Genomic DNA, 22,830 nt, shown 5'->3' on the forward strand with positions numbered 1-22,830 from the left:
CATTTCATTAATTACGTTTGAGGTGCATTCAACCGGGTGTGTCGGCATAATGCCGCCTCATGATTGTAGTTCTGCAAGGTTAACTGTTCCCATGACTGAGCGAATTCTTGATGCATCCGGGCTGCGCTGCCCAATGCCATTGTTAAAAACCAAGCTCGAACTAAGCAGTATGTCACCGGGTGAAGAGTTGGAGGTGATAGCAACTGATGCCGGCTCGGCGCGTGATATTCCGGCCTTCCTGAAGCTCTCGAAACACCAGCTCGTGAGCTCAACAGAAGCGGATGGCTGTTTTCGGTTTGTGATAAAGTGCGGCGGTTGATGGTTCGGCACTAATGCCCCCTGCCGTGATCCCACGGAGATGTACATGGTCAGAATTTTACGCGGTCTTGCCCATAAATACTTTTCAGATGAAGAAGCTGTCATCCTTTTTCTGATTCTTGTTACGGGCACGGTATTCGTTATTTTGTTTGGCGCGATGCTCGCGCCGGCAATCGCCTCAGTCATTATTGCCTTCATCCTGCAGGGGTTGGTGACAAAACTGACACGGATGGGGGTGCCGGAAATAATTTCCATTCTTGGGGTCTTCATCATCTTTCTCGGCATTCTGGTTGGTTTTATCTTCGGCCTGCTGCCGCTGATCTGGACCCAGGTTACATCTCTCGCTGGGGAAGCGCCCCGGATCATCCGTGAAATGCAGTCCTATCTGGAGTTGCTGCCCCAGGAATATCCCACACTGATTTCCATGGAGGCGGTAAACACGATTTATCGGCAGATAAGTACTGAGGCCGGGCACCTGACTCAATGGCTGGTTTCTTTTTCTTTGTCCAGTATTCCCGATCTGGTGGCATTGCTCATTTATATGGTGCTGGTGCCGATCCTGGTGTTCTTTTTTCTCAAGGACCGCAACCTGTTGCTGACATCGATTTCCCACCTTTTGCCTCCGCAGCGTCCAATGATGCTGCGTATCTGGCGTGAGGTGAATCTGCAATGTGCCAACTACGTCAGGGGTAAGGCGGTTGAGATTCTCATCGTAGGCGGAGTCACCTATGTGTCATTCAAGCTTCTGGGTATGCCCTATGCAGCATTGCTGGCATTGCTGGTGGGGCTGAGCGTGGTCATTCCTTACATTGGTGCGGCGGTAGTCACCATTCCTGTGGCGATGATTGCGCTGTTCGCATTCGGGTGGGGGTCCCAGTTTATCTGGGTCATGGTGGCCTATGGCATTATTCAGGGGCTGGACGGGAACGTGCTGGTACCGGTGTTGTTTTCAGAAGTGAATAACCTGCACCCGGTTGCCATCATCGTGGCGGTGCTGTTCTTCGGCGGGATCTGGGGCTTATGGGGCGTGTTCTTTGCCATCCCACTGGCGACCATGCTCAAGGCCGTGTTTTCCGCTTGGCCGGTCAAGGACAGTCCGCCAGTGGAGGATGTTGAGAGGTCTTAAAGATCTCTGACCGCCTCGAGCACCTCATCGGCGTGGCCTTTGACTTTAACGCCTCGCCATTCCTGACGTAGGGTGCCTTCCCTGTCGATCAGGAAGGTGCTCCGGTCAATGCCCATGTACTCTTTGCCGTAGAGCTTTTTGAGCTTGATCACATCGAAATGCTGGCAAACCTTTTCTTCCTTGTCTGAAATGAGGTGGAACGGGAACTGATGTTTGGCGCGGAAGTTCTCGTGGGCTTTCAGTCCATCTCGGGAAACGCCCAGGATGACGGTATCCATCGCCTCGAAGGCCTCCATGCGATCACGAAAGTCCTGGCCCTCGGTGGTGCAACCCGGTGTATTATCCTTGGGATAGAAGTAGATCACGACGTTTTTGCCCCTGAGATCCGATAATCGGATCGTCTGGTCACCGGTTGCCGGTGCTTCAAAATCGTCAACGGGTTGGTTTAGTGCAACTGCTGGCATGACATCTCCTTTAATTCCCTTGTGTCAGTTCGCACCCAACATTACCATATCGGTTTTATTCGGACGGAGCTTTTATGATTACGGGTAGCCTTGTCGCACTGGTCACGCCCATGCATCCCAACGGTGATATCCATTGGGAGGATTTGGACAAGCTGGTGGACTTTCATATTGAAAACGGCACGGATGGTATCGTCGCCGTGGGTACCACTGGCGAATCCGCAACGCTGGACCCGGACGAGCATTGTCGGGTCATCGGCCACATCATAAAACGGGTCAATGGTCGAATCCCCGTAATCGCCGGGACCGGAGGCAACAGCACGCGTGAAGCCATCGAGCTGACCAGTGAAGCCCACAAGCTCGGTGCGGATGCATGCCTTCTGGTGGTGCCGTACTACAACAAGCCCACCCAGGAAGGTCTCTACCAGCATTTCAAGACCATCGCCGAAGCTGTGCCGGGGATGAATCAGATGCTCTACAACGTTCCCGGGCGTACGGCGTGCGACATGCTGAATGAAACCGTTGAGCGCCTGGCGGATATTCCCAATATTATTGGCATCAAGGACGCTACCGGTAATATCCCCCGGGGATCTGAGCTGATCGAAGCCGTCAAGGGCCGTCTTGCCGTCTACTCCGGAGATGATGCAACGGCCGCTGAGCTGATGCTGGCCGGGGCCAAGGGTAACGTTTCGGTCACTGCTAACGTCGCACCCAGGGGGATGTCCGACTTGTGCGCGGCCGCTATTGCTGGTGACCGCGAAGAGACCGAACGCCTCAACGAACTGTTGATGCCCCTGAATCGCAAGCTTTTTCTGGAAGCCAATCCGATTCCCGTGAAGTGGGCGCTGTGTCGCATGGGTATGATTGGAGAGGGGATCCGCCTGCCATTGACGCCACTTAGCGAGAAATTCCACAGTGAAGTGGAAGATGCCCTGAAGGCCTCGGGCGTACTCTGAGTTTTCCGTACCACCAAAAGAACCTGGAGTAGCCTGATGGCGTTCCTTTTCAGGACAGAAGTAAAACGTGTACTGGGCTTGGTTGCACCTGCAACCGGGCTCGCATTTGTATTGGCTGCCAGTGGCTGCAGCTTTCTGGAAGATCGGTCAGAACGCTACGTCAACGCCAAAGAAGGGGATGAGCTCCGTCTCCCCGAGCGCGCGGACGAAAGTCGTTTTGGTCAGGTCATGCCGGTGCGCGATGTGACCACTGCGGATTCCGGTCGTATGTATCGTTCGTCTATCCCAAAGCCACCGGATATGACGTCCGAAATCCTCGATGAGAACTATGTAGTCGAGGAGCTCGATGGTCAGATGTGGCTGCTGATCAACGATGTGCCTGGGCGCGTCTGGCCGTCTGTTTCCTCCTATATGAATGAGCGCGGTTTGGGTGTGGCCTACGACAGTCCGCAGCTTGGCCTCCTGCAGAGTGAGCTGGTGAACTTCAGCAAGCGTGCCAGAGCCTTGCTGGAACTGCAGAATGACCCGGGTCCCGCTGAAGATATGCTGATCGTTCAGGCTCGTGTGGCACCGGGGGTTCGTCGCAAGACAACCGAAGTACAACTGCGGGTTCATGAAGTCGATGGTAACCCTGATGAGCTGCTGGCCTGGCAGGCCGGTGCCAAGCCTACGGAAGAAGGATTGGCCACCAGCAAGAGGCTGCTTAACGACATGCGGGAGTTCCTCCGTGGGCGCGATGAGAGCAAGTCATACTCGCGAGCTGCTCTGGGTATGACAGCCGCGCCACTGGTACGCCTGATATCCGAGAATGAGAACCCGGTCGCTATTGAAATGGATCTGGACTACGGTCGCGCCTGGTCTGAAGTCAGTCGGGCTCTTGATGACGCCGGGGTTCCGGTTCTGGATCTGAACCGCAGTGAAGGCTGGTTTAATGTGGATTTCCGTAGCGAATCGGAGCGGGAGTCTGGCTGGTTCGGCTGGTTCGGTGATGATGAGAAACCGAAGCATACCTTTGACTTGCGTCTTCAGGAAGAAGAGGGCGCCCTGGTGGTGACTGCCTCCCGCGCATCGGGATACAACGGCGATGACCGCTCTCCCGAGCTGCTTTCGGAACTGTTTGAATACCTTTATTAATCATGAGGTGCCGGCACGTGGTCGGCATTTCCGGAGACCTGAAATGGAAAAGCGCGAAGAACTCTACGCGGGTAAAGCCAAATCCGTCTATCGCACCGATGATCCCGAGCGATTTGTCCTTGTATTCCGTGATGACACCTCAGCCTTCGATGGCGAGAAGAAAGAGCAACTGAATCGCAAGGGTATGGTGAACAATCGCTTCAATGCGTTCGTCATGGAAAAGCTTGAAGCGGCAGGCGTACCCACCCATTTTGAGGGGTTGCTTTCACCCACCGAATCCCTGGTCAAGAAACTGGATATGATCCCGGTGGAGTGTGTCGTGCGTAATGTTTCTGCGGGGAGCCTGTGCCGTCGGCTGGGCGTGGAGGAAGGTCAGAACCTGAATCCGCCGACCTTCGAGTTGTTCCTCAAGGATGACGAGCTGCACGATCCTATGGTGAACGAATCCCTGGCGGTCAGCTTTGGCTGGGCAACTGCGGATGAGCTGGCCAGGATGAAAGACCTTACTTACAAAGTGAACGATGTACTCAAGAGTCTCTTTGATGACGCCGGTATGCTGCTGGTGGACTACAAGCTTGAGTTCGGTCGTTCCGGCGGGCAGATCGTACTGGGTGACGAATTCAGCCCGGACGGCTGCCGTATCTGGGACAAGGAAACTCGCAAGAAGATGGACAAGGACCGTTTCCGCCAGGGACTGGGCGATGTAATAGAAACTTATGAAGAGGTGGGTCGTCGGCTGGGCATCCAGTTCGACTGACTGACAAGAACCATACAACAAACAACAGGTGTTTTATGCGTAAACTGATTCTGGCTATGAGCGGCGCAGCGGTTCTGGCAGCGCCACTGGCTCACGCCGACGTGGTTGGCCTGGGAGCGAACGTAAGTTATTGGGATTCTGACCTGTCCGGTAAGGCTGCCTCGAATGGCGATGTGGTAGACGTGGAGAACGACCTGAATCTGGACAGTGATTCCAATGCCAACCTGAGCGCTTACGTTGAGCACCCAGTTCCACTGCTGCCGAATGTTCGCCTGAATTACACCTCGATTGAACAAAGCGGTCGTGGCGAACTCGGTGCCAACTTTGACAATATCATTGTCTTGAGTGGCGTCACTGAAGTCCAATCTGATCTGGACCTGGATCAGTTGGACCTGACCCTTTATTACGAAGTTCTGGATAACTGGGTCAATGTGGATCTGGGCCTGACCGTTCGTGATCTGGACGGCGAGCTGAGGGTTCAGGAAGTGAATGGCACCGCAGTCAGCGAATCCGAAATTGATGCCGTTGTGCCCATGGGTTACCTGGCGGCTCGGTTCGATCTTCCATTCACAGGTGTGTCCGTCGGTGGTGAAGCCAATCTGATCAGCTTTGACGGTGATTCAGTCTACGACTATAACGCCTATGGCCAGTACGAGATTGCCATGCTGCAGCTGCGGGCTGGTTACCGTGAAATCTCCATCGACTACGAAGACGACGATGACAAGCTGGACGTCGACCTGGGTGGCCCCTTCCTGAGTGCTGGCGTTCGCTTCTGACAAGGAGAAAAAGCTTGAAAATCCTGGTTACGGGAACCGCCGGTTTCATCGGCTCTCATCTCGCTCACCGCTTGCTCGACCGCGGTGACGAGGTGATTGGCGTGGATAACGTCAATGACTATTACGACGTTAGCCTGAAAGAAGCCCGCCTGGCGAGGCTGACAGACAAGCCGGGTTTCACCGAGGTGCGCAAGGACGTTGCTGACCGGGCGGCCATGGAAGCGCTGTTGCGTGACCACAAACCGGAGCGTGTAGTTCATCTGGCGGCGCAGGCCGGCGTTCGCTACTCGCTGGAAAATCCGCACGCCTACGTGGATGCCAATCTCGTTGGCTTCATGAACATTCTGGAGGGGTGCCGTCACAATGACGTGAAGCACCTGGTGTACGCTTCCAGCAGCTCCGTATACGGCGCTAACGAGGCCATGCCGTTTTCAGTCCATGATAACGTGGATCATCCCCTCAGCCTGTATGCGGCCTCCAAGAAGGCCAATGAGCTGATGGCCCACACCTACAGCCATCTCTATAATCTGCCGACCACGGGACTCCGTTTCTTCACGGTCTACGGTCCGTGGGGGCGGCCGGACATGGCGTTGTTTATTTTCACCCGGAAGATCCTCGCGGGTGAGCCGATCGACGTCTTCAACCACGGCCATCATAAGCGGGACTTCACCTACATTGATGACATCGTGGAAGGCGTGATCCGCACCCTGGACCATGTGGCCGAGCCCAACGACGACTGGAGTGGCGAGAGGCCGGATCCCGGCACCAGCAAAGGGCCGTATCGTCTCTACAATATTGGCAGTAACAACCCTGTGGAGTTGTCCCGGTTTATCGAGATCATTGAAGAGCGCGTGGGCAAAAAAGCAGAGAAGAATCTGCTGCCACTTCAGCCGGGCGATGTACCGGCTACCTACGCCAACGTGGACGACCTGATCGATGATGTGGGCTACAAGCCCTCAACCACGGTGGAAGAGGGTATAGCCAACTTTGTGGACTGGTACCGGGATTTCTACAAGGTGTAACGGTAAACGGTGTTATGGAAGGGCCAGCTTATGCTGGCCTTTCTGCTATTGGGTGTTTGGTAAAACGCCATTAAGGGTTGGTGGCAGGCGAAGCAGCCGCTTTTTTCGGGTTAAAGGGCAAGTGAAATCCAGCTCAACCGCTATCAGTTGCAGCGGCAGCGTATCCGCCCTGCCGTATAGCCGGTCACCAACAATAGGATGTCCCAGCCCGGCAAGGTGTTGTCGGATCTGGTGTTTTCGTCCGGTTTCAATGATGACTTCGACAACGGTGCTGATTTCAGATGCGTCATTCGCGATCGTAGTAACGTGACTGATGGCTGGCTTGCCATCCACTGGTGTATCAATGGTCTGAGCCTGGGCCTCCAGCTTGCCGCATACCCGGGCATTATAAACCTTCCGCAAAGCTCGCCCCGCAAAGCATTCTGACAGCGCTGCGGCTGCTTTGCCGTCATGGGCAATGAGCATCAGTCCTGCTGCATCCGCATCCAGCCTGTGCACCAGAAAGCAGGGCTTACCCGTTTCTACTTCCGCAACACGCAGAAGGCTGCAGTGATCGCCCCACTGGGAGCCTTGTGCCAGCAGCCCATGCGGTTTGAACCACACGCTGTAGTGGCCAAAATCAGTGAGCAGTTCTGCCGGTTCCGCTTTGCGGGCCAGCACAATGTCATCGTAGAACAGCTGCAGCCGGGTACCCGCCTTCACTTCCCGCTTTGCCTTGCGCAACCGCACCTGCTTGCCTTTGTATGTCCAGCGGCAGGCGCCTTTGGCCATGGCGTCCTTGATGCGCTGCTTGGACAGGCCGGTTGCATCGCTGAGGGCGTCGACAGCGATCTGGGGCTTTTTGAGGGTAAGATCAACAATAGTGCGCATGAGGCTACGTGTTCCGGGTGAGGTAAGGCAGATTGGCTGGGGAGGATTATAGCACTCAGCGGCCGGGCGCGGGGCTGGGGGTTGGGCACAAAAAAAGCCAGTTCTCACGAAGCACGCAAGTAACTGACTTTCTTCGCAGAGTTGGTAGGACCACCCAGATTCGAACTGGGGACCTCTACCATGTCAAATAAGCTTCCTTTGTTCATTAAGTAGCAGTCAGCATTGAGAAGCTGCTGTCAGAGCGTTTGTACACTTCACACGGATCGCGCACTCTGTGAATCAGTGCTTTATGCCAACTCATACGCGGCGAAATTTTTCAGTGGATCCTCCGGATCTGCTCTAGGGGCCGGCCCCTCCGCGAGTTAGCCTGGTAAGTTTTGGTATAGTTGGTTTCTGCTAATTCGCCCCAACCGGCCGTTAGTAGTTTTTTAAGATGCTGGGGCTGCTCCCCTAGCCAACCAGGTCAGCCTCCTGAAGATAATTGAAAAAAGTAGCGATACATGTCAATGTCGCGCGCTGCGAATTCTATCTGACGTATGCCGGTCACGGATAATCGTTATTTTGGTTCCGCACGTTATAGATTGAATATTTGTACAGAGAGGAAAAACGTGTCTAATGATATCAGCCCTACAGGCGCCCCAAAATCAAAATTGAGATTGGACATTCAGGCGCTGCGCGGCTTTGCCGTCTTGCTGGTCTTGTTCTATCACGCGAAGCTACCTGGGTTGGACTATGCAGGGTTTCTTGGCGTAGACCTCTTCTTCGTTATCTCGGGATTCTTGATAACTGGTATTATTCGAGACGGAGTTGAAGCTGGGAGCTTCAGTTTCTTGAATTTTTACTTCCGGCGTGCGAAACGTTTGCTACCTGCCGCATTTGTAGTTCTCGCGTTCGTCGTGGCCTGCGCACCATTTGTGCTCACAGAAATTGCGCTAGATGACCTTAAAGAGCAGATCATTGGGTCATTGTTATTTGTCGCTAACTTCGTTATATGGGGCCAAACCGGCTACTTCGCCGCAGCAGCGGATACTAAGCCACTCCTTCATTTCTGGTCTCTCGCCGTCGAAGAGCAATATTACTTTGTGATGCCGCTCTTATTGTTCTTTGTACCGCGAAAGTCATGGTTTGTTGTTGTGGCGGCAATTTCGGTTGCCAGCTTCGCATTGAGCGTTTACCTTGCACCACGATATCCAGATGCAGCCTTCTATCTCCCGCTCACTCGTATGTGGGAACTTGGGCTAGGTTCAATGGCTGCGATCGCCCATTTGCAGCTCAGCGGTAGCCGGTGGTTGTCCGTTGCTCGTATTCCCGCGATTGCTTTGCTCATCGTTGTTCCTTTTTTTCCAACCGGCTTGCCTCATCCCGGTCTAGACGCATTGCTCGTCTGCGGAGCGACGCTATTGATTATTCTTGGCCACAACGCGTCAGCATGGGAAAGCAGCCTTCCCGTAAGGGTGATTGCCCGCGTCGGCGACATATCGTATTCGCTGTATCTGGTTCATTGGCCGATACTGGTTTTCACGCGAGCGGCTTATCTGGACGAACCGCCACAGACTGCAATTTGGATCGCGGTAGCTTTGTCGATTGTGCTCAGCATTGTTCTTTTCCGCTTCGTTGAGGAACCGTTCCGAAAGTCAAATCCGTCGAAACGACAAAAGTTCGCTGCAGGGCTGGTGGCGTGCTCAGCGGCCATTGCTGTTTCTCCTTCAGTGATAGCGGCGGCTACAGCCTCGGACATAGATTATCAGCACGTCCGACGGACCAACTACGGTCTTGCGTTTGAGTGCTCGCTAAAGGCCGACGAACTATTCAGCATCAAGGACAGTTGTAAAACTACCGATCACCCACGTGTGCTGGTATGGGGGGACTCATACGCAATGGCGTGGACTTCGGCTCTCATGGGGCCGCTCAGGGAGCATGGCATGCAACAGATCACGATGGGAGGGTGTGACCCGCTTTATCGTGTTTCCCGCTTCGCGAAGGCCACAAACAGTAGCTATAACCTCGACTATGCGAAAGCCTGTATGAGTTTTAACTCGAATGTCCTCGCTTACGCGAAGACAAGCGAAGATATAGAGACCGTTGTTATCGCTGGTCGAATGCAAACTCCTTTGAGCAAATCTAATCGACTTCTGACGCAAACAGCGGAGGGAGAATATGAAGTTCGAGAAGTCTCCACCGATATCGTGACGAATGCGCTTGCATCACTTGCCATGGAATTGCACAAGTCCGGCAAGAAGGTTGTATTTATCGCACCGCCGCCCGCTGATGGCTCGAACATTGGCGCCTGTTTAGAGCGTCGAGCGCGGGGGAAAATTAGCCTCGGCCCGCAATCTGACTGCACGATAACAATAGATGCCAATCGCAGATACAGGGGCGATACTCTCGATATGATGGACGATGCTGCCAAGTTAGCGGAAATCGAGCTGCTAGATGTATTCGGATTCCTTTGCGACGACGGCATTTGCAAAACTCAGTTGGACGGGACAATCCTTTATCGTGACTATAGTCACCTGACATATGATGGCGGTGCTTTGCTCGGTGCGCAATCATCTCTCGCGGATGACGTGCTTGAAAAAGCCCGCTGATAGTGCGCTCAACATTAGCAACGGTGCTGAATAGCGGTTTGAAGCTTTTCAACCCATCTGCTTGTTCCGACGCTGCTCATGCCCCAGCTGATAATGCTCGGTCGGTTTATAATCAGCGTGATCCTGATTTCTGAGCTAACTCGACCAGCGCGCGCCTAAGTGATTAGGCTCAGATATAGACCGAAATGGGTGCTTGGGCTAAGTCTTCAGTCAGCGTGTGAGGATGGAGTGAGAGGTGCTCGGTGGTCATCGATGATTGTGGCTGGAGCAGGGGAAATAAAGCTTACTTTAAGGGCAGATCGCTGTGACAGAATATTGTTAATTTACTGCAGGCACAAAAAAGCCAGTTCTCATGAAGCACGCAAGTAACTGACTTTCTTCGCAGAGTTGGTAGGACCACCCAGATTCGAACTGGGGACCTCTACCATGTCAAGGTAGCGCTCTAACCAACTGAGCTATGGTCCTGTCTCTGCAACGGGGAGGAAATATACTGATTCCGGCGGTGCGGGTCAACCACTTTTATACAGTTTCCCGGTGCCGGAGCCAGCCTTTTAATGCCTTGCTGATAACGCCCCACCGATTGACCAATAAAGCAGCAAAAATCAGCCCGCAGCCGGCCAGTTGTGAGGCACTCATGGTTTCGGAGAACCAGCCGGCGGCAAACAGCGCCACCCAAACGGGTTCGAGTACCAGAATCACCACACCGTGGCTGTTGGCAGACAGGCTTTGGGCATAGGTTTGTAGCAGGAAGCGACCGGCGGTGCCAATCACCGCGCTGGCGAAGATCCACCAGGCGAGTATCGCGGAAAAATCTTCGATTACGGGCTGCCATTGCTCAATCACCAGCGACTCTATGAGGGTGAGAGTGCCGACCGTAAGCAGGGCGATGGCGGTTAATGGTAGAGCCGGTACGCGATGCTTCTGTACGGACTCTCCCTGTCGGTTAATAACGGTCCGCTGGTTCGCGGCGCGGGTGTTCAGGGTGAAATACAGGGCGAAAATGAAGGCCGCCGATACGAAGAATAGCTGCCCCAACTCCGGCCGGAAGCCGTTCTTCAGGGACAGCAGGGCAAGGCCGGCTACGGCAATAGGGATGGCAATCCAGGTACTGGCGGGCTGGGGTTCCTTGAAAACGACGCGAGCGATGACCGGAACGATTACCACGCCAAGGCTGGTCAGGAAAGCGCCTTCGCCCACGTGGGTACCGTGAAACAGGCCCATGATCCAGCAACTCATTGCGGTGCCGAACACGAGCCCGACACCCACGCTGCGCCGAACCTGATCCGCGCTGAGCCGTCTGAGGGAGCGGCTTGCCACCAGTGCTAGCAGGGAGCCGGCAAGCAAAAACCGGATCGCCATGAACAATAGTGGCGGCATCAGCAGCACGGCTTCCTTGGAGAACATCCAGCTGATGGCTGCCAGCAGGGTAACAACAATAAGGAAAAGATCGGATTTGTGGGCGTCGGACATCAGCATTGCACTTCATCAGGGGGTTGGAGAGCGAAACAATGTATAGCTTGCGAACTAGAAAATAAAGTGGGGGTTTCACGGAGCCGATTGTGTGTACCGCTATATGTACGATACATTCCCAGATTGATTTATTGATGCGACTTTATCTCAGGATCGGAGTTCCGGACCAGCCGGGGCGTAAGTGGCCTGTCCAGGCAGAGGGATCAAGCTATGCGGTACCTGCAAACCTTTAATCGTCGCCTGCGACAGATCCGGGAAGCCGGGCATCTATCGCGTGAGGATGTGGCGCGGATGTGCGGTGTTGACGAAGCCCGGGTCTCCAGTTGGGAAGCGTCGGACACCAGACGGCGCAGCTACCCCGGTGTGGCGGAGCTGCTGGACGTATGCATTCACACCGAAACCCCGCTCGAAAGTCTGGTGGATCTGGAGGACAGCGCCGACAACGGGCAACTGGAGCTGCCCGGTCTGGCGTTCAGTAACAGTGATGACCTGGGGGTGGCGCTAGCGGAGCTCGAAAAGGAACTGAGCCGCGTACAGCTCTCGGAGGAGGAGTTGGAGCTATTGCGCCGGTTTCGTAAGACTTCCGGAGAAAACCGGCGCATGATTCTGCAGATCCTGGGCCGTTAGTCCGGCCCGATACCTTACTTGCCTTGCTTGTAGATGTTCTCGTAGACGTAATTGGTTGCTTCCACGAAGCCATCAATGCTGCCGCAGTCAAACCGCCGCCCTTTGAATTTATAGGCCAGTACACAACCGTTCTTCGCCTGTTCGAGCAGCGCATCGGTGATCTGTACTTCACCGTTCTTGCCCGGAGGCGTGCGCTCAATGATGTCAAAAATGTCAGGCGTCAGGATGTAACGACCAATGATCGCGAGATTGCTGGGAGCGTCTTCCGGTGCCGGCTTTTCAACCATATCGGTGATGCGGTACAGGCCGTCTTTCATGGACTCACCGGCAATCACGCCGTATTTTTGAGTTTCGTCAGCCGGCACTTCCTCGATAGCCACGATGGAGCAGCGGAACTGATTGTACAGCTTCACCATCTGGGTGAGCACACCTTCGCCACTACCATCTTCCACGCAGAAATCATCTGCAAGAACCACCGCAAAGGGGTTGTCACCCATCAGGTTGCGGCCAGTCAGAATGGCGTGGCCAAGACCTTTCATCTCGTTTTGCCGGGTAAATGCAAAGGTATTGTTATCGATCAGGTCGCGAATGGAGGTTAACAGACCCTCTTTTCCGGAGCCGGCAATCTGATGTTCCAGCTCGTAGCTGATATCGAAATGGTCTTCGAGGGCGCGCTTGCCCCGGCCAGTGACAAAGCCAAATTCATGGATGCCAGCTTCCGCGGCTTCTTCCACGCCATATTGCACCAGTGGTTTGTTAACAATGGGCAGAATCTCTTTGGGCATGGCCTTGGTCGCCGGGAGGAAGCGGGTGCCGTACCCGGCAACGGGGAAGAGGCACTTTTTGATCATAATATTCGTCCTTATTTCGGTTTCGGGCGCTGCCTGTCGCAAAGGCTGAGTCACAAAGTGTGCCAAGTGTAACCAAGATACCGGCTTAAATGGAGGCCAATGTTCAGTTATGTAGTGATTGGTAATTTTGCCAATCAGTCCGAGGTTTGGGTGCGTTATTGATTTTTCTAGAAAAAACATTTGGTGTGCATTTTAAGTTACTGTTTTAAAGAGCTATTAAGTTTGTAAAGTTTAGAAGTCAAGGGTGGATTTGTTTCCGCTACTGCCATACATTTCTCCGCAATGAACTCAAATTAATGTTTGGCCGGGCGAGGCAGCGATTTTGATCCGTTTGTTTCTGTTTGCACTGCTTGGGTGCGTTTTCAGCCACAGTCTTTATGGAAAAGTCTCTGAGCGCGCCCCTGGGAACGGTTGGCAGTCAATGCTGACGTTCTCCGGGCAATCTACCCTCAACAGGGATGGCCTTGACGGTCGATTGGGCGTGGCGGTGGATGATCTGGTTGGCGACCGGCAAGAACTCGGGCTGGATTTCCATGATGCAAAGTCCAACCGGGAGGGCAGGCAATCCCGGGCCTTAAAGCTGGGATACAGTTTTCCGGTTGGTGCCAGTGCACTGAGCCTGACGGCCCGTGATTATCAGTCTGAGCATGCCGTACATGGCGACGGCCAACGATACAATGCCCGGAGTGAATCCAGCGTAATCTCCGTAACCGGGTCCCGATACCTGTTCTCCGGTTATGGCGTTGCTTTCGATGGTGTTGCTCGCCATACGGGACGCGAAAGCCGGGAGTTTGAGCAAGGGAGCCTGGTATCTGACGGGGTCTATCAACTGTCCTCATTAGGTATCAAGGGCAGTTGGAATAATGAGCTTTGGGCCGGTTTGCGGGCCAGTACGAATATGACTGCCCTTGGCGGAAGGGAATTCGCGGCGTCGGATTATCCGGCACAGCCGGATTCCGTTAGCGAGGATCGCTTCTACAAACTGTCTGTCAACGCTTCCCTTGAAAGAGAGATTTTCCGTTGGGGATGGGAATTGCAGGGGCGCTATCAGTTTGCCGATGAGGATCTCCCCGGTTCCGAACGGGTCATGGTGGCGGGGTCATCGTTGCTGACAGGCTTTAACGGCCAGTCCGTCTATACCCATGAAGGTGGGTGGTTACGGATGCGTACAATGAGTCCTTCATGGCAGGTTCCCCTTATGGATCATCTTTGGTCAAACGTCGGGTTTTCGTTGCTACATGGCTGGGCCCCATACTCAGATCCGGACAACCTCCAGGCTGGTAAAGCCGCTGGTGGAGAGGTGTCGATCAAACTGACTGGTCGATCGTTTACTGCCAACGTCAGTGTGGGGCGTGCGTTTAAGGCGTCCAGCCTAGCGATGTCGGTGCCGGACCATCCTGATGTAAGTGTTTCTCTCTCCGTGGGGTTGTGAGTTTGTTAGGCGAAGCCTGTCTACAATACCCCAGTTCTGAAATCATGGATTGTTGACAATAATGTGTATGGGGCGTAAATTTCGCTCTATTAGAGTCACTATTGTTGACAAAATATGCCGGAAGTTATCTCTCAACCCTACACACGCGCCGACGAAGCCTTCGATTGTCTGCAAACAGCTATCGTAAAGGGAGATCTCTCCCCGGGCGAAAAAATCGGCGAAGTCGAGCTGTGTGCCCGCTTCAACCTCACCCGTGGCCCTCTGCGTGAAGCACTGGGGCGTCTTGAATCCCGTGGTCTTCTTGTACGCCGCCCCCATGCCGGGGTGAAGGTGGTGTCCGTCAGCACCGAGGAGCTGATGGAGCTCTATCGTATCCGCGAAGTTATGGAAGGGCTGGCCGCCCGCCAGGCGGCCGAGCGCATGACAGACACAGAAATCGCAGATCTCTACGCCACCCTCGACAGCCACGAAACCATGATTGAGCAGGCTCAGGGGCAGGCCTATTATCAGGCAGAAGGGGATTACGATTTCCACCACCGGATCGCCACCGGCAGCCGCAATACCAAACTCGCACAAATGCTGTTGGGTGATCTTTACTACATGGTCCGGATGTACCGTTATCGACTGAGCACTGCCTCCGGTCGGCCGCATATGGCCCTCGGCGAGCATCGCCGGATTGTGGAGGCGATTGCTCAGAGAGATGGAGAGCTGGCGGAATTTCTGATGAAACGTCACATCAACGCGGCCCGCCAGAATATCGAGAAAAAGATTAAAGAAGGTGGTTTAACCATCTAGAGAAAAATACAGGAAATGTAAGTTGGGTTAGCCGAAGGCGAAATCCGACAAAAAGAATCCACCAGAGAAGAGGCCAACACCATGTCCAAAAAACTCAGCCCCGGCGCCCGCTTTCGCAAGGCCCTGAAAGAAAACACCCCGCTGCAGATTGTCGGAACCATTAACGCCTACTCCGCCATGATGGCCGAGCGGGTAGGGCACCAGGCGATCTACCTGTCCGGCGGCGGCGTGGCAAACGCCTCCTACGGCCTGCCGGATCTTGGCATGACCTCCATGAACGATGTTGTTGAAGACGTTCGCCGTATCACCGCCGCGACTGACGTGCCACTGCTGGTAGACATCGATACCGGCTGGGGCGGCGCTTTTAACATCGGCCGCACCATTCGTGAAATGGAACGTGCCGGCGCTGCGGCGGTTCACATTGAAGATCAGGTCGCCCAGAAGCGTTGTGGTCACCGCCCGAACAAGGAAATCGTTTCCCAGGAAGAAATGGTGGATCGGATCAAGGCTGCCGTGGATGCCCGTGAAGACGACGACTTTTTCATCATGGCCCGTACGGATGCTTTCCAGAAAGAAGGCCTGGAAGCGGCTATTGAGCGAGCCAAGGCCTGCATCGAAGCCGGTGCCGATGGCATTTTCGCCGAAGCGGTGACCGAGCTCGAGCACTACAGGGCATTCTCCGAGGCTCTGGATGTACCGATTCTGGCTAACATCACCGAATTTGGTGCTACGCCTCTATACAACCGTAAGGAGCTCGCCGATGCCGGTGCCGATATGGTGCTGTACCCGCTGAGTGCCTTCCGCGCCATGAACAAGGCAGCACTGATGGTCTACGAGAACATCCTGGAGAAAGGCGACCAGAAAGATGTGGTCGACCTGATGCAGACTCGCATGGAGCTGTATGATTTCCTGAACTATCACGACTTCGAGCAGAAGCTGGACCAGTTGTTCCAGCAGAAGAAAGGTTAACGTCACTTTTATCCCCTCTCCCGCCAGGGGAGAGGGGAGTAAGAATACTCAGGTCGGATTAGGCGAAGCCGTAATCCGACAACCCAAACAAGATGAGGGGGAACAACAATGGCTGAAGCAAAACAACTGAGTGGCGCGGGTCTTCGCGGCCAGGTAGCTGGTGAAACCGCACTGTGTACCGTCGGCAAAAGCGGCGCCGGCCTGACCTACCGTGGTTATGATATCGCCGATCTGGCGGAAAAGGCCCAGTTCGAGGAAATCGCTTACCTGCTGCTTCGCGGCAAACTGCCCAACCAGCAGGAACTGGATGCCTATAAGCAAAAGCTCCAGAGCCTGCGTGGCCTGCCAGCTGCGCTGAAAACCGTTCTGGAGCAGATCCCCAAGGATGCGCACCCGATGGACGTGATGCGCACCGGCTGCTCTATGCTGGGTAACCTGGAAACCGAGCAGGATTTCAGCGAGCAGGACGACAAGATCGACCGCATGCTGGCGGTGTTCCCGTCGATCATTACCTACTGGTACCGCTTCGCCCACGAAGGTGTGCGCATCGAAACCGACAGCGATGTGGACTCCATCGGCGGTCACTTCCTGGAGCTGTTGCACGGCAAGAAGCCCAGTGAACTTCATGAAAAAGTGATGAACGTCTCCCTGATTCTTTACGCGGAGCACGAGTTTAACGCCTCTACCTTCACCGCCCGTGTGTGTGCCTCCACGCTTTCGGATATCCACAGCTGCGTAACCGGTGCCATTGGTTCTCTGCGTGGCCCGCTGCACGGTGGCGCCAACGAGGCTGCCATGGCACTGATCCAGAAGTTCCAGACGCCGGATGAAGCTGAGGAAGGCCTGCTGGGCATGCTGGCACGGAAGGAGAAGATCATGGGCTTCGGCCACGCGGTCTACAAGGATTCCGATCCGCGCAACGCCATCATCAAGCAGTGGTCTAAGAAGCTGGCGGAAGAAGTGGGTGACACCGTGCTGTACCCGGTATCCGAGCGTTGTGAAGCCGTCATGTGGCGCGAGAAGAAGCTGTTCTGTAACGCCGACTTCTTCCACGCGTCCGCGTATCACTTCATGGGAATCCCGACCGAGCTGTTCACCCCGATCTTCGTGATGTCGCGGGTATCCGGCTGGACCGCGCACGTTAAAGAGCAGCGCGAGAACAACCGCATTATCCGCCCGAGCGCCGATTACACCGGCCCGGCGGACGCGAAGTGGGTGCCGATCGACCAACGGCCGTAAGCCTAAATAAAGTTCCCTCTCCCGGTAGCGGGAAGGGAACTACTGTGCGTAAAGCTTTGAGAGAGCCCTCTATAATGAATACCGAATACCGCAAATCACTTCCGGGCACTGACCTGGACTATTTCGACACCCGTCAGGCCGTGGAAGACATCCAGGCCGGGGCGTACGACAAACTCCCGTACACTTCCAAAATCCTGGCGGAACAGTTGGTTCGCCGCTGCGAGCCGGAGATGCTGACGGACTCCCTGAAGCAGCTGATCGAGCGCAAGCGCGACCTGGACTTTCCCTGGTATCCGGCCCGCGTGGTCTGCCACGACATTCTCGGCCAAACCGCGCTGGTGGATCTGGCTGGTCTGCGTGATGCTATCAAGGAGAAGGGTGGGGACCCGGCCAAGGTTAACCCGGTCGTTCCTACCCAGCTGATCGTGGACCACTCCCTGGCCGTGGAAGCACCGGGGTTCGACCCCGATGCATTCGAGAAGAACCGTGCCATCGAAGATCGCCGTAACGATGATCGATTCCACTTCATCAACTGGACCAAGACGGCGTTCAAGAACGTGGACGTGATTCCTCCGGGCAACGGCATCATGCACCAGATCAACCTGGAGAAGATGTCTCCGGTGGTTCAGAATCGCGAGGGCGTTGCCTACCCGGACACATGCGTGGGGACTGACAGCCACACCCCGATGGTGGATGCCCTGGGTGTTATCTCCGTCGGTGTAGGTGGCCTGGAAGCGGAAAGCGTCATGCTGGGTCGCGCTTCCATGATGCGCCTGCCGGATATCGTCGGCGTGGAGCTGACAGGCAAACTGCAACCGGGCATCACCGGTACCGATATGGTTCTGGCGATCACCGAATTCCTGCGTAAGGAGCGAGTGGTGGGTGCCTATCTGGAATTCTACGGCGAAGGCGCCGACAGCCTGACCGTGGGTGACCGCGCCACTATTTCCAACATGACACCGGAATACGGCGCTACCGCCGCCATGTTCTACATCGACGGCCAGACCATCGATTACCTCAAGCTGACCGGTCGTGAAGACGATCAGGTAGCCCTGGTAGAGACGTTTGCGAAAGAAACCGGTCTATGGGCCGACAGCATGAAGAGCGCTGAATACGAGCGTGTGCTGAAGTTTGACCTGTCCACCGTAACCCGGACACTGGCCGGCCCTTCCAACCCGCACGCGCACCTGCCGACCTCCGAGCTGGCCAAGCGTGGCATTGCCGGACAGTGGGAAGAGGAAGAGGGCAAGATGCCGGACGGCGCGTGCATCATCGCCGCCATCACCAGCTGTACCAACACCAGTAACCCTCGCAACATGGTGGCTGCTGGCCTGATTGCCCGTAACGCTAACAAGCTGGGCCTGACTCGCAAGCCTTGGGTAAAAACCTCGCTGGCTCCGGGTTCCAAGACGGTAAAAATGTACCTGGAAGAAGCCGAGTTGATGCCGGAGCTGGAAAAGCTCGGGTTCGGTGTAGTGGCCTTTGCCTGCACCACCTGTAACGGCATGAGCGGCGCCCTGGATCCGAAAATCCAGCAGGAAATCATCGACCGTGACCTATACTCCACGGCGGTACTGTCCGGTAACCGGAACTTCGATGGCCGTATTCACCCGTACGCCAAGCAGGCATTCCTGGCGTCTCCGCCGCTGGTAGTGGCCTATGCGATTGCCGGAACCATCCGCTTCGACATCGAGAAGGATGCCCTGGGCTACGACAAGGACGGCAACCCCGTCACCCTGAAGGACATCTGGCCGGACGATGCGGAAATCGATGCCATCGTGAAATCCAGCGTTAAGCCGGAGCAGTTCCGCAGTACCTACATTCCGATGTTCGATATAACCCGGGATGCCCAGGCCAACACGAACCCGAACTATGACTGGCGTCCGCAGAGTACCTATATCCGTCGCCCGCCATACTGGGAAGGCGGCATGGTTGGTGAGAAAACCCTCAAGGGCATGCGTCCACTGGCGGTGCTGCCGGACAACATCACCACGGATCACCTGTCACCGTCCAACGCTATTTTGATGGACAGCGCCGCCGGGGAATATCTCCACAAGATGGGTGTGCCGGAGGAAGACTTTAACTCCTACGCGACTCATCGGGGCGACCACCTGACCGCGCAGCGTGCCACCTTCGCCAACCCGAAACTGTTCAACGAAATGGTGCGGGATGAAAACGGCGACGTGAAGCAGGGCTCGCTGGCGCGGATCGAGCCGGAAGGCAAGGTTACCCGTATGTGGGAAGCCATCGAAACCTACATGGAACGCAAGCAGCCGTTGATCATCATTGCCGGCGCCGACTACGGACAGGGTTCTTCCCGGGACTGGGCTGCCAAAGGTGTGGCACTGGCCGGTGTTGAAGCCATCGTCGCAGAAGGTTTTGAGCGTATCCACCGTACCAACCTGGTTGGAATGGGCGTGATGCCTTTGCAGTTTGAGGAAGGCACTACCCGCAAGACCCTGGGTATTGATGGAACGGAAACCTTCGACGTGGAGGGCACGCCAGAGCCCCGTGCAATTCTTACACTGATTATCCATCGCAAGAATGGCGACTCCGAACGGGTGCCGGTGATCTGCCGTCTGGATACGGCTGAGGAAGTGTCGATCTACAAAGCCGGTGGCGTGTTGCAGCGCTTTGCCCAGGATTTCCTTGAATCTGAAGGGGCTGCCTAACGATGCCTCATAAACCGCAAATCAAAGTGCCTGCCACGTACATGCGTGGCGGCACCAGCAAAGGCGTATTTTTCCGCCTGCAGGATCTACCGGAGCCATGCCAGGTTCCGGGCGAAGCCCGTGACAAATTACTGCTGCGGGTTATCGGCAGCCCCGATCCCTACCAGAAGCAGATTGACGGCATGGGCGGCGCGACGTCCAGCACCAGCAAAACTGTGATCCTGGCGGAACCCACCCAGCCGGATCACGATGTGGACTACCTGTTTGGCCAGGTATCCATCGACAAGCCGTTTGTAGACTGGAGCGGCAACTGTGGCAACCTGACTGCGGCGGTGGGTGCATTCGCTATCAACGGCGGCTTCGTCGCCAAAGACCGCATCCCGGAAAACGGTACCTGTACTGTCCGCATCTGGCAGGCCAACATCCGTAAAACCATCGTGGCTCATGTGCCGATCACCAATGGTGAAGTCCAGGAAACCGGCGATTTCGAGCTGGACGGAGTGACGTTCCCGGCTGCCGAAGTGCAGGTGGAATTCATGGACCCGGCCGATGGCGAGGGTTCGATGTTTCCCACCGGTAACCTGGTGGACGATCTGGACGTGCCCGGTGTGGGCACCCTGAAAGCCACCATGATCAACGCCGGTATCCCGACCATCTTCGTTAACGCGGAGGACATCGGATACAAGGGGGCTGAGCTGCAGGACGACATCAACGGCGACCCCAAAGCGCTGGCCATGTTCGAGACCATTCGTGCCCATGGCGCGGTGAAAATGGGGCTGATCCAGAATATCGAGGAAGCCGCTAACCGTCAGCACACTCCCAAAGTGGCGTTTGTCGCCAAGCCGGTGGATTACGTGTCCTCCAGTGGCAAGAGCATTGGAGCAGGGGATGTGGATGTACTGGTACGCGCCTTGTCCATGGGTAAGCTTCACCATGCCATGATGGGAACCGCCGCGGTAGCAATTGCCACGGCGTCCGCTGTTCCGGGAACCCTGGTGAACCTGGCCGCTGGTGGCGGTGACCGCACCCACGTGACCTTTGGACATCCGTCCGGCACGCTGCGGGTCGGCGCCGAGGCAAAGGAAGTGGACGGTCAGTGGACCGCGACCAAAGCCATTATGAGCCGCAGTGCGCGGATTCTGATGGAAGGTTGTGTTCGGGTGCCGCAAACCGCTCAGTAATGACCTAGACTTACCTTCATCGGGTAAGTCAGCCGTCATACATGGCCGTCCCTCATCCGCACGGAAAAGGAGAGCGCCAATGAGCAGCAACGTAGACCAGAACGTTCGACCGGATTACGACGAGGTTCTGCAGAAGATCGCGGACTACGTCCTGAGCTACAACGTCGACAGTACAGAAGCCTGGGACACCGCCCGCAACTGCCTGATAGATACTCTGGGATGCGGGTTGCTGGCGTTGCGCTTTCCAGAGTGTACCAAACACCTGGGGCCAATTGTGGAGGGGACTGTTGTTCCCCACGGCGCCAGGGTACCCGGCACATCGTTTCGTCTGGATCCGGTAAAGGCCGCCTGGGATATTGGCTGCATTGTGCGCTGGCTGGATTACAACGACACCTGGCTGGCGGCGGAGTGGGGGCATCCATCGGATAACCTGGGCGGTATCCTTGCGGTCGCGGATCATCTCTCCCAGAAGCGTGTGGCCGGGGGCAAGGACGCTCTCACCATGCGGACCGTGCTGGAAGCCATGATCATGGCCCATGAAATCCAGGGCGTGTTGGCGCTGGAGAATTCCTTTAACCGCGTGGGGTTGGACCACGTCGTTCTGGTCAAGGTGGCGTCAACGGCCGTCACCGCCAGACTCATGGGCGCCAGCCGGGAGCAGTTGTTGTCTGCGCTGTCCCACGCCTGGGTGGATGGGCAGTCCCTCCGCACCTATCGCCATGCGCCCAATGCCGGCTCCCGCAAATCCTGGGCGGCAGGCGATGCCACTTCCAGAGCGGTGCGCCTGGCAGATATCGCCATGCGTGGCGAGATGGGTATTCCCGGCGTACTGACCGCTCCTCAGTGGGGCTTCTACGATGTGCTGTTCGCCAAGACCAACAAGGACCAGAAACTGAAACCAAAGGACCAGCAACGATTTTCTCTGCCTCAGGATTTCGGGTCCTACGTAATGGAAAATATCCTGTTCAAAATTTCCTTCCCGGCGGAGTTCCATGCCCAGACCGCTGCCGAGGCAGCCGTTACCCTACACCCACATGTGAAAGACCGGCTCGACGACATCGATCGGATCGTTATTACCACCCATGAATCTGCCATTCGCATCATTTCCAAGGAAGGCAAGCTCGCCAACGCCGCGGACAGGGATCACTGCCTGCAATATATGGCAACCGTTCCACTGATTTTCGGCAACCTGACGGCCGAGCACTACGAAGATGGTTTTCACGAAGCCAATCCCATCATCGACAAGATCCGCTCGAAAATCGACATTGTGGAAGATGAGAAATACACCCGCGAGTATCTGGAGGAAGACAAACGCTCCATTGCCAACGCCATCCAGGTGTTCTTCAAGGACGGAACCAGCACCGACAAGGTGGCAGTAGAGTATCCCATTGGACACCGGCGCCGCAGGAAGGAAGGGATTCCGTTGCTGGAGGAAAAGTTTCGGAACAACCTGGCGACCCGGTTTCCGGCTGAACGCTGCGGTCAGATTTTTGAGTTGTGCAAAGATCAGAAGGTTCTTGAGGGCACCCCGGTACACGAGTTTGTACAGCTTTTTGTGATCTGACATCCTGTGAGATGCACGTCTC

20 protein-coding genes and 1 tRNA gene are annotated in these 22,830 nt (G+C 55.6%); 16 read left to right on the top strand and 5 right to left on the bottom strand.

Features of this window, described 5'->3' with window-relative positions; translation table 11 throughout:
• The first annotated feature begins 91 nt into the window (after positions 1 to 91).
• Together Q0Y21_RS08455 and Q0Y21_RS08460 are read left to right on the top strand one after the other, a co-directional pair.
• The gene (locus Q0Y21_RS08455; protein WP_297793760.1) at positions 92 to 319 is read left to right on the top strand and encodes a sulfurtransferase TusA family protein; all 228 of its coding nucleotides are present in this window, start codon (positions 92 to 94) and stop codon (positions 317 to 319) included.
• 45 nt (positions 320 to 364) lie between these two features.
• Positions 365 to 1,444: an AI-2E family transporter gene (locus Q0Y21_RS08460; protein WP_297793763.1), complete on the top strand. Its 1,080-nt coding sequence runs from the start codon at positions 365 to 367 to the stop codon at positions 1,442 to 1,444.
• Here the strand turns inward: Q0Y21_RS08460 and Q0Y21_RS08465 are convergent.
• The gene (locus Q0Y21_RS08465) at positions 1,441 to 1,908 is read right to left on the bottom strand and encodes a peroxiredoxin (RefSeq protein ID WP_297793764.1); all 468 of its coding nucleotides are present in this window, start codon (positions 1,906 to 1,908) and stop codon (positions 1,441 to 1,443) included. The genes Q0Y21_RS08460 and Q0Y21_RS08465 overlap by 4 nt on opposite strands.
• 74 nt (positions 1,909 to 1,982) lie before the next feature.
• On the opposite strand from Q0Y21_RS08465, the gene dapA reads away from it, so the two are divergent.
• From dapA to Q0Y21_RS08490, 5 genes are read left to right on the top strand one after another with little or no spacing between them, the layout of a single operon-like run.
• Positions 1,983 to 2,861, top strand: coding sequence for a 4-hydroxy-tetrahydrodipicolinate synthase (gene dapA, locus Q0Y21_RS08470; RefSeq protein WP_297793767.1), 879 nt, complete (start codon positions 1,983 to 1,985; stop codon positions 2,859 to 2,861).
• A 36-nt stretch (positions 2,862 to 2,897) separates the two neighbouring features.
• Positions 2,898 to 3,995 carry an outer membrane protein assembly factor BamC gene (gene bamC, locus Q0Y21_RS08475; protein WP_297793769.1) on the top strand — a complete coding sequence of 366 codons (1,098 nt, stop codon included), beginning with the start codon at positions 2,898 to 2,900 and terminating at the stop codon, positions 3,993 to 3,995.
• A 43-nt stretch (positions 3,996 to 4,038) separates the two neighbouring features.
• Complete coding sequence (gene purC / locus Q0Y21_RS08480) at positions 4,039 to 4,752, top strand: phosphoribosylaminoimidazolesuccinocarboxamide synthase (RefSeq protein WP_297793772.1); 714 nt, start codon at positions 4,039 to 4,041, stop codon at positions 4,750 to 4,752.
• A gap of 35 nt (positions 4,753 to 4,787) precedes the next feature.
• On the top strand, positions 4,788 to 5,528 hold the full coding sequence (locus Q0Y21_RS08485; RefSeq protein ID WP_297793775.1) for a TIGR04219 family outer membrane beta-barrel protein: 741 nt from the start codon (positions 4,788 to 4,790) through the stop codon (positions 5,526 to 5,528).
• Positions 5,529 to 5,542: 14 nt separating this feature from the next.
• Positions 5,543 to 6,550, top strand: coding sequence for an NAD-dependent epimerase (locus tag Q0Y21_RS08490; RefSeq protein ID WP_297793778.1), 1,008 nt, complete (start codon positions 5,543 to 5,545; stop codon positions 6,548 to 6,550).
• A 45-nt stretch (positions 6,551 to 6,595) separates the two neighbouring features.
• Here the strand turns inward: Q0Y21_RS08490 and Q0Y21_RS08495 are convergent, their stop codons facing one another.
• Positions 6,596 to 7,420 carry an RluA family pseudouridine synthase gene (locus Q0Y21_RS08495; RefSeq protein WP_297793780.1) on the bottom strand — a complete coding sequence of 275 codons (825 nt, stop codon included), beginning with the start codon at positions 7,418 to 7,420 and terminating at the stop codon, positions 6,596 to 6,598.
• 608 nt (positions 7,421 to 8,028) lie between these two features.
• Here Q0Y21_RS08495 and Q0Y21_RS08500 point away from each other — a divergent pair.
• A complete protein-coding gene (locus Q0Y21_RS08500) occupies positions 8,029 to 10,008 on the top strand; it encodes an acyltransferase family protein (RefSeq protein WP_297793783.1) in 1,980 nt (659 codons plus the stop codon).
• Positions 10,009 to 10,396: 388 nt separating this feature from the next.
• Here Q0Y21_RS08500 and Q0Y21_RS08505 read toward each other — a convergent pair.
• Positions 10,397 to 10,473, bottom strand: a tRNA-Val gene (locus tag Q0Y21_RS08505).
• Between the two features lie 54 nt (positions 10,474 to 10,527).
• On the bottom strand, positions 10,528 to 11,478 hold the full coding sequence (locus tag Q0Y21_RS08510; RefSeq protein ID WP_297795353.1) for a DMT family transporter: 951 nt from the start codon (positions 11,476 to 11,478) through the stop codon (positions 10,528 to 10,530).
• A 210-nt stretch (positions 11,479 to 11,688) separates the two neighbouring features.
• Here Q0Y21_RS08510 and Q0Y21_RS08515 point away from each other — a divergent pair, with 210 nt between their 5' ends.
• Positions 11,689 to 12,105 (top strand): helix-turn-helix transcriptional regulator, encoded by a 417-nt coding sequence (locus tag Q0Y21_RS08515; protein ID WP_297793785.1) that lies wholly within the window; start codon positions 11,689 to 11,691, stop codon positions 12,103 to 12,105.
• A gap of 14 nt (positions 12,106 to 12,119) precedes the next feature.
• Here Q0Y21_RS08515 and galU read toward each other — a convergent pair whose 3' ends face one another.
• On the bottom strand, positions 12,120 to 12,956 hold the full coding sequence (gene galU / locus Q0Y21_RS08520) for a UTP--glucose-1-phosphate uridylyltransferase GalU (protein WP_297793787.1): 837 nt from the start codon (positions 12,954 to 12,956) through the stop codon (positions 12,120 to 12,122).
• Between the two features lie 421 nt (positions 12,957 to 13,377).
• On the opposite strand from galU, the gene Q0Y21_RS08525 reads away from it, so the two are divergent.
• The 7 genes from Q0Y21_RS08525 to prpD all read left to right on the top strand — a co-directional run bounded on the left by Q0Y21_RS08525 (position 13,378) and on the right by prpD (position 22,808).
• A complete protein-coding gene (locus Q0Y21_RS08525) occupies positions 13,378 to 14,388 on the top strand; it encodes a ShlB/FhaC/HecB family hemolysin secretion/activation protein (RefSeq protein WP_297793790.1) in 1,011 nt (336 codons plus the stop codon).
• A 114-nt stretch (positions 14,389 to 14,502) separates the two neighbouring features.
• Positions 14,503 to 15,183, top strand: coding sequence for a GntR family transcriptional regulator (locus tag Q0Y21_RS08530; RefSeq protein ID WP_297793793.1), 681 nt, complete (start codon positions 14,503 to 14,505; stop codon positions 15,181 to 15,183).
• Positions 15,184 to 15,264: 81 nt separating this feature from the next.
• Positions 15,265 to 16,152, top strand: a complete 888-nt coding sequence (prpB, locus tag Q0Y21_RS08535) for a methylisocitrate lyase (protein WP_297793796.1) — start codon at positions 15,265 to 15,267, stop codon at positions 16,150 to 16,152.
• Between the two features lie 108 nt (positions 16,153 to 16,260).
• Positions 16,261 to 17,391 carry a 2-methylcitrate synthase gene (prpC, locus tag Q0Y21_RS08540; RefSeq protein WP_297793798.1) on the top strand — a complete coding sequence of 377 codons (1,131 nt, stop codon included), beginning with the start codon at positions 16,261 to 16,263 and terminating at the stop codon, positions 17,389 to 17,391.
• 74 nt (positions 17,392 to 17,465) lie between these two features.
• Positions 17,466 to 20,063 (top strand): Fe/S-dependent 2-methylisocitrate dehydratase AcnD, encoded by a 2,598-nt coding sequence (gene acnD / locus Q0Y21_RS08545; RefSeq protein WP_297793800.1) that lies wholly within the window; start codon positions 17,466 to 17,468, stop codon positions 20,061 to 20,063.
• Between the two features lie 2 nt (positions 20,064 to 20,065).
• On the top strand, positions 20,066 to 21,244 hold the full coding sequence (gene prpF / locus Q0Y21_RS08550; protein ID WP_297793802.1) for a 2-methylaconitate cis-trans isomerase PrpF: 1,179 nt from the start codon (positions 20,066 to 20,068) through the stop codon (positions 21,242 to 21,244).
• A 79-nt stretch (positions 21,245 to 21,323) separates the two neighbouring features.
• Positions 21,324 to 22,808 (top strand): 2-methylcitrate dehydratase, encoded by a 1,485-nt coding sequence (gene prpD / locus Q0Y21_RS08555; protein ID WP_297793805.1) that lies wholly within the window; start codon positions 21,324 to 21,326, stop codon positions 22,806 to 22,808.
• Positions 22,809 to 22,830 lie beyond the last annotated feature (22 nt).

Source organism: uncultured Marinobacter sp. (assembly GCF_947259545.1).
Lineage (GTDB): Bacteria > Pseudomonadota > Gammaproteobacteria > Pseudomonadales > Oleiphilaceae > Marinobacter.